The sequence below is a fragment of the Kitasatospora sp. NPDC057518 genome (genome assembly GCF_042802075.1).
Classification (GTDB): domain Bacteria; phylum Actinomycetota; class Actinomycetes; order Streptomycetales; family Streptomycetaceae; genus Kitasatospora.
This window is the reverse complement of record NZ_JBHVEU010000010.1, coordinates 14,407-22,126: the sequence shown is the minus strand read 5'-3', so window position 1 is coordinate 22,126 and position 7,720 is coordinate 14,407. Positions and strand designations below refer to the sequence as shown.

The following is a 7,720-nucleotide window of genomic DNA, read 5'->3' as shown; positions in this document are numbered from 1 at the left end:
CGGCGAGCGGAGCGGCCTGGTCGGTGGCGTCACGCTGTCGGCGAGCGGAGCGGCCTGGTCGGTGGCGTCACGCTGTCGGCGAGCGGAGCGGCCTGGTGGCGGTCAGGCGGCGAGTTCGCCGGCCTGGAGTTGCCAGAGGGATGCGTAGAGTCCGTGCCGGGCGATGAGTTCGTCGTGGGTGCCCTGTTCGGCCACGACGCCGCCCTTGTCCATGACGTAGATCCGGTCCGCGTGGCGGACGGTGGAGAGCCGGTGGGCGATCACGACCATCGTGCGGTCGGCCGAGAAGGCCCGGAGCGTGCGCTGGATGGCGGCCTCGGTCTCGTTGTCGACGGCCGAGGTGGCCTCGTCGAGGACGACGACCGGCGCGTCCTTGAGGATCGCCCGGGCCAGGGCGATCCGCTGCCGCTGGCCGCCGGAGAGGGCGGCGCCGCGTTCGCCGATCACCGTGTCGTAGCCGTCCGGCAGCGTCGCGATGAAGGTGTGGGCCTCGGCCATCGTGGCCGCCTCCACCAGGGCCTCGTCCGAGGCGCCGAAACTGCCGTAGCGGATGTTGTCGGCGATGGTGCCGTCGAAGAGGAAGGCGTCCTGGGCGACGAACCCGATCGCGTGGCGCAGGTCGCGCCGGCGCAGGTCGCGCACGTCCCGCCCGTCGAGCAGCACGCTGCCGGACTCCGCGTCCTGGAAGCGCATCAGCAGCTTGGCGACGGTCGTCTTGCCGGAGCCGGTGGCGCCGACGAGGGCGGTGACCTGCCCGGCGGGGATGGTCAGCGAGAGATCCTCCAGGACCGGCGGCCGTCCGGGGTAGGCGAAGGTCACGCCGTCGAGGACGATCTCGCCCTTCACCGTCGCGACGTCGAGCGCTTCCCCGGTGCCCTCGGTCTCGGCGGGCAGGGCCTCCAGCCGGTGGACCCGGTCGTAGGCGGCGAGCGTGCGCTGGTACTGGTCGACGATGCCGCCGAGCCGGTTCATCCGCAGCATCACCATCTGCGGCAGCCCGATCAGCGGGCTGAACACCTCGAACCGCAGGGTGCCGTCGAGCACCGAGCGGCCGCCGAGCAGCAGGGTGCCGGCCATCGAACTCGTCGTGCAGACCCGGACGACCTCGGCGTGCCGGATCGTGCCCCGGTCGGTCTGCCGGTTGCTCTCCTGGGCTTCCCCGCTGAGCCGGTCGATGCGCTCGGCCTCGTAGTCCTCGGTGCAGAAGCTCTTGACCGTGGCGCCGGCCTCCAAAGTGTTCACCAGCTGGCTGTGCAGCCTGGCCCGGCGCTCGCCGGAGACGGCGTAGTCGGTCGCGGCCCTGTCCTGGTAGCGGAGCGACAGCCAGGCGATGACCGGGATCGGCAGGAACGCGATCCAGGCGATCTGCGGGGCCAGCAGCAGGAACGCCGGCACCAACAGGGCCAGGCTGGTGCCCAGTTGCAGCACGTCGTTGGCCGAGGTGGCGAAGAAGCTGCCCAGCTGCCGGACGTCGTCGGTGAGCACGCCGGCGATCCGGCTGGTCCGCTCGCCTTCCAGCTGCCCCAGTTCGAGGTGCTGCACATGGGCGTAGGTGCGGCCGCGCCAGTCGTGCTCGATGTCCTGGCCGAGCCCGCGCCACTGGAGGTTCGAGGCGTACGAGAGGCCTGCCACGGCGGCGCAGGCGACGGTCACCAGCCCTGCCAGGCCCCAGAGTTGGGCGGTGGCGGTGGTCAGGCCGAAGCGGACCAGCGGCGCGGCCTCGCCCTTGATGAGGACCAGGGCGGTCCAGCCGAGGAAGGTGCCGAGCGCCATCTCCGAGACCTGGCAGGCGACCGAGAGCGCGGAGGCCCGGTAGAGGCGCCGGCGGTGCGGCCCGACGACCTCCCGCAGCGGGTGCCGGCCGGTGCCGGACCCGGACAGCTCCCTGGTCCGCTCGACCGCTCGGCGCCATGCCGTCCGGACGACGGCGGCCGTCGCGACGGCGACCCCGCCGAGCGCCACCAGCTGCCTGCTCAGCGCCGACCCGCGGATCAGCGCGAGGCCGGCCGCCGCCCCGCCGCCCACGGCGAGGACGGGGCGCAGGGCGGGAACGCGGTCCGCCCGCGTCCCCGGTCCGGCGGCGGGCCGGGCCGCCGCCGGCGGGGCGGTCCTGACCGGACCCTCCGCAACCCGGGCGACCACCCGGCGCAGGATCCGGCCGACATCCGCGGCGGGCAGCCGCGGTTCGTGCCGGACGAGGACCCCACCGGTGATCGGGTTCGCCTGCGCCTCGGTGATCCCGGGGACGCGACGCAGCGCCGCCGCGAGGACTTCGGCCGTCCTCGGCCGTCCGAGGACCAGCTTGACGTCCCAGCGCTGGCGGCCCGGAATGACCGAGCGCGGGCTCACGTCCGGATCCACGGAGCGGAATCCGGCCGCGGCACCCAGCAGAGATGGCATGTGTACGATCACCTGTTTGCAGAGGTCGCGAACGATCCGCCATCGGGCATGACGGAACACCGCGACGGAGCGGAATTCTGAACGGGCGGCCGATGCGGCCGGAAGGCCCTCGGCCGACCGCCGCGTGGACACGGCGCGCGAGTTCGATCGCGGTGTGCGTCCAGGCGGCGGGTCAGGACATGATGGTGCGTCAGTGTGCCTTTCCAGCACCGGCGTTCGCGCGAATCTTCGGCGCCCTCGCCTCGGCGTCGCCCGGGGCGGTCGCCCCGGCCTTCTCTTCGAACGGGGCAGTGGCCTCCGCGGCGCGGTGGCCCTCACCGGAGGCGACCTGGGCCGCCACCACGTCGGCGGCCACCTCGGCCGCGAGGTCGTGGATGTTCTCGCCGGCCTCGTGGGCGGCCTTCTTCACCTCCATGACGATGCCGACGGACGTCTTGACGACACCGCGCACCAGTGGCTTGAGGAGGCGCTTGGCCAGCGGCGCGACGACGAGACCGATCAGGAACGGCGGAACTACGGGCGGCATGGTGTTCCCATCTCTCTACGCAGACGGATGACAGGGGATCCGGGCGCTTCGGACTCCGGAGCGCACACAGCAGAACGGACGGACGTACCCGCCTCGCGGGATGACCGGTTCCCCTCGCGGATTTCCCGCGGAACCGAAACTCCTCGCCGATGGGGTCCACCGCCCGATCCTCCGTCACCGTAGTCGAGTCGAGCTCACCAAAACCAAATGCTCCCAAGGGGATTCACTCGTGCGAGTGCAATCTGAACATAACCCAGAACGATCGCTTGTATGTACGCCAAGCAATTTGTCAGATAGTAATATTTATTGATCGGCTACGACCTTCAGCTCCCGCGTGACCCGCCGGCGCAGGGCGGGGAACGGCAGCGCGCCACCTCCCAGCACCGCCTCGTGGAAGGCCCGCACGTCGAACCCGGCACCCCGGCCGGCCTCCGCCTCCGCCCGCAGCCGGACGAACTCCAGGTAGCCCGCGCGGTAGGAGAGCGCCTGCCCCGGCAGATCCGTCGAGTACCGCAACAGGTCCGAGGCGATCTGGCCGTCCTCCTCCGTGGAGTTGGCGCGCATGAAGTCCTGCGCCCCCGCCAGGTCCATCGTCCCGAGGTTGAGCCCGGTGTCGACGACCAGCCGCTGCGCGGTGAACCGCTCCTGCGCGAGACGCCCGTACGCGTCCCACGGGTCCTCGTAGAGGCCCATCTCCCAGCCGAGCCCCGCCGCGTACTCGGCCCAGCCCTCGTTGAACGCGCCGAACTCCGCCGCCTCGCGGCGCAGTCGCGGCAGCGCGGCGTCCTCCGCCTGCCGGGCGAGGTGGAAGTGGTGCCCGGGCGCCAGCTCGTGGTAGATCAGGGAGGCCGAGCCGATCAGGGACCGCCGGTCCAGGTCCGAGCCGTTGTAGCGGTAGCGCCCGACCGCACTGGCCGCGGTCGGGACCTCGTAGTACCCGAAGGTCATCCCCGGCTCCAGCGCCGGGTCCAGCCGGGCCAGCCCGTACGGGGCGGCGGGCAGGACGGCGAACCACTGCGGCAGCCGCGGCTCCAGCCGGTCGAGGTGGCCGCGGAACCGGGCCTCGACCTCCTCGGGCGTCCGGGCGTACAAGCGGGGCTCGGTCCGCAGCCGCTCGTGGAACTCCGCCTCGGTGCCGTGGAAGCCGAGGGCCGCGCGCACCTCCCGCATCCGCTCGGCCAGTTCGCGGCACTGGTCGCGGCCGAGCTCGTGCAGCCGCTCGGGACCGGTGTCGCTCCCGGTGTGGGTCCGGACGAAGTCCCGGTAGGCCTCCTCGCCGCCCTCGTAGTGCGCCCACCCGACGTCCCGCGGCGCCCCTCCCGGGTACGCCGGGTCGTCGACGCACCCGAGCAGCCGGTCGAAGGCCGGCGCCAACTCCGCCTCCACCAGCCGCCGGACACCGTCCCGGAGGCGTCCGCGCCCGGCCGGCCCGAGCCCACCGAGCCGGTCGTCCGCCACCGTGACCCGGCGCCCGGCGGAGGACCGCAGGCCCTCGACCGTGGCCCGCACCCCGGCCAGGGCCGCCGCCGGCACCCGGAAGCCGCGCGCGGCCTGGCCGGCCACCTTGTCACCGATCGAGCCGACCACCCGCGCGAGGTCGTGCACCAGCGCCACGTACCGTTCACCGTCGGCTGGTTCGGCGAAGCGGAAGGCACCCAGGACCGCATCGACGTACAGCGACAGCGGGAAGAGCCGGTACGGCGTGGCGGCGGGCGTCAGCCAGTACCACCGGTGGGCGCGCAACTCCTGTTCCGCCAGCGCCACGAGGACGGCCGCGGTGTCGGCATCGGCACCGGACAGCTCCGCGCCGTCCAGCGGCCGCATCCGCTCCAGCACACCGGCCGCGAACCGCTCCCGCTCCTCGGACTCGGCGAGCGACGCCCCCGGCAGCGCCTCGACCGGGAGCCCCTGGCGGACCCGCAGCAACGGCTCCCGCTCCAGCAGGAACTCCCAGTAGCGGTCCGCCAGGTGGCCGACCTCACGGCCCGGATCGTTCGTCGTCATGTCGACACAGTGTGGCGATGGCGGACGGCCAGGTCACCCGGCCGACGGCCTACAGGCCCCGACACCCCTCGAAAGAGTGAACCAGGGGCACGCCGCCGCCGCGCCCCGCGCCCCGGCGCCCACCGCTCCCCACAAGGCGGGAGCACTGCGCCCCTTGAATCGAACACGCCTTTCCCCCAGGTGAGTTGACTCGCCATCGCCAAGGCCCGGTGGCACCATGACGCCATGCTCCGTCGCCCCCCGCCGGCCGCCCTCGCGGCCACCCTGACCGCTGCCGCCCTCGCGCTCAGCGGCTGCGGCAGCACTGCCACGTCCTCGACGAGCACCCCCCTGGTGGACCGCGGGACCGTCCGGATCGCGGCGGCCGGCGAGACCCCGAGCTTCGACCCGTACTCCACCTTCGGTGCCTCCCAGGCCCGCTACGCCTACGACTCCCTGGTGAACGTCGCCCCCGACGGCACCCTGGTCACCGGCCTGGCCACGTCCTGGCAGGCCACCGCCACCACCGCCGACTTCACCCTCCGCCCGGGCGTCACCTGCTCCGACGGCACACCCCTCACCGCCTCCGCCGTCGCCCGGGCCCTCAGCTACGCGGGCGACCCGGCCAACCAGCTCGCCGGCGCCCAGACCGTCCTGCCGAACGTGCCGTTCACCGCGAGCGCCGACGACGCGACCGGCACGGTGTCGGCGACCACCACCGCCCCCTTCCCGTTCCTCACCCGCAGCATCGGCCTGCTGCCGATCGTCTGCCCGGCCGGCCTCGACCACCCCCGGTCGCTGGACCGCACCACCCAGGGCACCGGCCCCTACGTGCTCACCCGCTACACCCCCGGCGGGCCCTACGAGTTCACCGTCCGCGACGGCTACACCTGGGGGCCCGCCGGGGCGAGCACCGCGGCGCCCGGCCTCCCCGCGCGCATCGTCATCTCCGTCGTCCCCCAGGCCTCCACCGCGGCGAACCTGCTGCTCACCGGCGGCGTCGACATCGCGAACGTGAACGGTCCCGACCGCGCCCGGCTCACCGGCCACGGCCTGGCCGTCACCGACGTGGCCACCGTGGTCGGGCTGACCTTCTTCAACCAGCGCCCCGGCCGGGCCCTCGCCGACCCGGCGCTGCGCCGCGCCCTGGTCTCCGCCCTCGACCGCCAGGGGCTCGCCAACGTCGCCGTCGGCGGCACCGGCCGCCCCGCCGGCGACCTCGGCGCCGAGGGCGCCGTCTGCCACGCCGACCTCGCCGACGCCAACCTGCCCGCCCAGGCCGGCGCCGAGGCCCTGCGCGCGGCCGGCTGGACCCGCTCCCCCGGCGGCCCGCTCACCAAGGACGGCCGGGCGCTGCGGCTCCGCCTGATCACCAGCCCCGACCTCGGCCCGACCCTCTCCTCCGTCGCCGAGCTGATGGCCCGGCAGTGGACGGCGCTCGGCGCGCGGGTCGACCTGGTCACCGAGAGCCTGCCCGCCCTCGTCAACGCCATGTACCAGAGCGCCGACTTCGACGTGGTGGTCGGCACCTCGCCGGGCTTCGCCCTACCGGTCGGCTTCATCCCCTTCTTCTCCGGCCCCACCCCCGCCCAGGGCCTCAACTTCGCGGGCGTGCGCAACCCCGAGTACGACGCCCTGGTCGCCCAGGCCCTCCGGGAGACCGACACGACGGGCTGCGGCACCTGGAACCGGGCCGCCGCCGCGCTCTTCCGCGCGGCCGACGCCCTGCCGATCGCCGACGGCCGCAGCGGCGTGTACGGCCACCGCACCACCTTCACCACCACCTTCGGCGGCCAGCTCGTCCCCACCAGCATCCGCCTCCACCAGTGACCGGGGCCACCATGTCCGTACCCCGACTGCTGCGGCACCCCTGGACCGTGTTCCTCGGCCGCCGCACCGTCCGGCTGCTCCTCTCCCTCGCGGTCGTCCTCACCGCCTCGTTCGCGATGATCCGCCTCGTCCCCGGCGACCCGGTCCGCGCCGCGCTCGGCGTCGACGCCGCCCCCGCCCTGGTCGCCGCCCGCAGGCACAGCCTCGGGCTCGACGCGCCGTTCCTGTCCCAGTACCGGCACTACCTCGGCGGCCTCCTGCACGGCGACCTCGGCACCTCGCTGACCACCGGGACACCGGTCGCGGAGCTGGTCCGCACCCGGCTGCCGGCCACCCTGGAGATCGCCGGGCTGGCCTTCCTGGCCACCCTCGCCGTCGCCCTGCCCGGCGGCCTGCTCGCCGCCGTCCGCACCCGCGACGGCCGCCGCCCGCGCACCGAGCTGGCGTTCACCGCCGTCACCGCTGGCCTGACCGGGGTCCCGGACTTCGTCCTGGCCGCCGGACTCACCGCGCTGCTGGCCGTCGGCCTCCAACTCCTGCCGGTGGCCGGTGCGGCGGGTGTCGAGTCCTTCGTCCTGCCCGTCCTCGCCCTCTCCCTCGCGCCCACCGCCGTCCTGCTGCGCATCGTCCGGGTGGAGGCGCTGAAGGTGCTGGACGAGGACTACCTGCGCACCGCCCGGAGCAAACGGCTGTCCCCCGCGCGGTACTACCTGCGGCACGCGGCACCGAACACGGCCACCGCCGCGCTCACCGTCGCCGGGAGCCTGCTGCCCGGCCTGATCGCCGGCACCGTGCTGGTCGAGAAGGTCTTCGCCTGGCCCGGCATCGGCTCCGCCATGGCGCAGTCCGTGGTCGCCCAGGACTACCCGGTGGTCCAGGCGATGGTGCTGGTGCTGGGCACCACCGTGCTGCTCGCCGGCCTCCTGGTCGACGTGCTGCTCGCCGTGCTCGACCCCCGCTCGGCGATCAGGGAGATGTGAC

Annotated in this window: 5 protein-coding genes; 2 read left to right on the top strand and 3 right to left on the bottom strand. The window is 74.0% G+C overall.

Going from position 1 to position 7,720, the window contains the following annotated elements:
- Window positions 1-102 precede the first annotated feature (102 nt).
- The 3 genes from ACFU7Z_RS02165 to ACFU7Z_RS02155 all read right to left on the bottom strand — a co-directional run bounded on the left by ACFU7Z_RS02165 (window position 103) and on the right by ACFU7Z_RS02155 (window position 4,930).
- Window positions 103-2,400 (bottom strand): ATP-binding cassette domain-containing protein, encoded by a 2,298-nt coding sequence (locus ACFU7Z_RS02165; RefSeq protein ID WP_380775366.1) that lies wholly within the window; start codon window positions 2,398-2,400, stop codon window positions 103-105.
- A 190-nt stretch (window positions 2,401-2,590) separates the two neighbouring features.
- The gene (locus ACFU7Z_RS02160; RefSeq protein WP_074005859.1) at window positions 2,591-2,926 is read right to left on the bottom strand and encodes a DUF5132 domain-containing protein; all 336 of its coding nucleotides are present in this window, start codon (window positions 2,924-2,926) and stop codon (window positions 2,591-2,593) included.
- 303 nt (window positions 2,927-3,229) lie between these two features.
- On the bottom strand, window positions 3,230-4,930 hold the full coding sequence (locus ACFU7Z_RS02155) for a DUF885 domain-containing protein (RefSeq protein WP_380775364.1): 1,701 nt from the start codon (window positions 4,928-4,930) through the stop codon (window positions 3,230-3,232).
- A 225-nt stretch (window positions 4,931-5,155) separates the two neighbouring features.
- Between ACFU7Z_RS02155 and ACFU7Z_RS02150 the strand changes: the two genes are divergently transcribed.
- Both ACFU7Z_RS02150 and ACFU7Z_RS02145 read left to right on the top strand, forming a co-directional pair.
- Complete coding sequence (locus ACFU7Z_RS02150) at window positions 5,156-6,739, top strand: ABC transporter substrate-binding protein (RefSeq protein WP_380775362.1); 1,584 nt, start codon at window positions 5,156-5,158, stop codon at window positions 6,737-6,739.
- An 11-nt stretch (window positions 6,740-6,750) separates the two neighbouring features.
- Window positions 6,751-7,719 carry an ABC transporter permease gene (locus tag ACFU7Z_RS02145; RefSeq protein WP_380775360.1) on the top strand — a complete coding sequence of 323 codons (969 nt, stop codon included), beginning with the start codon at window positions 6,751-6,753 and terminating at the stop codon, window positions 7,717-7,719.
- Window position 7,720: the final 1 nt, after the last annotated feature.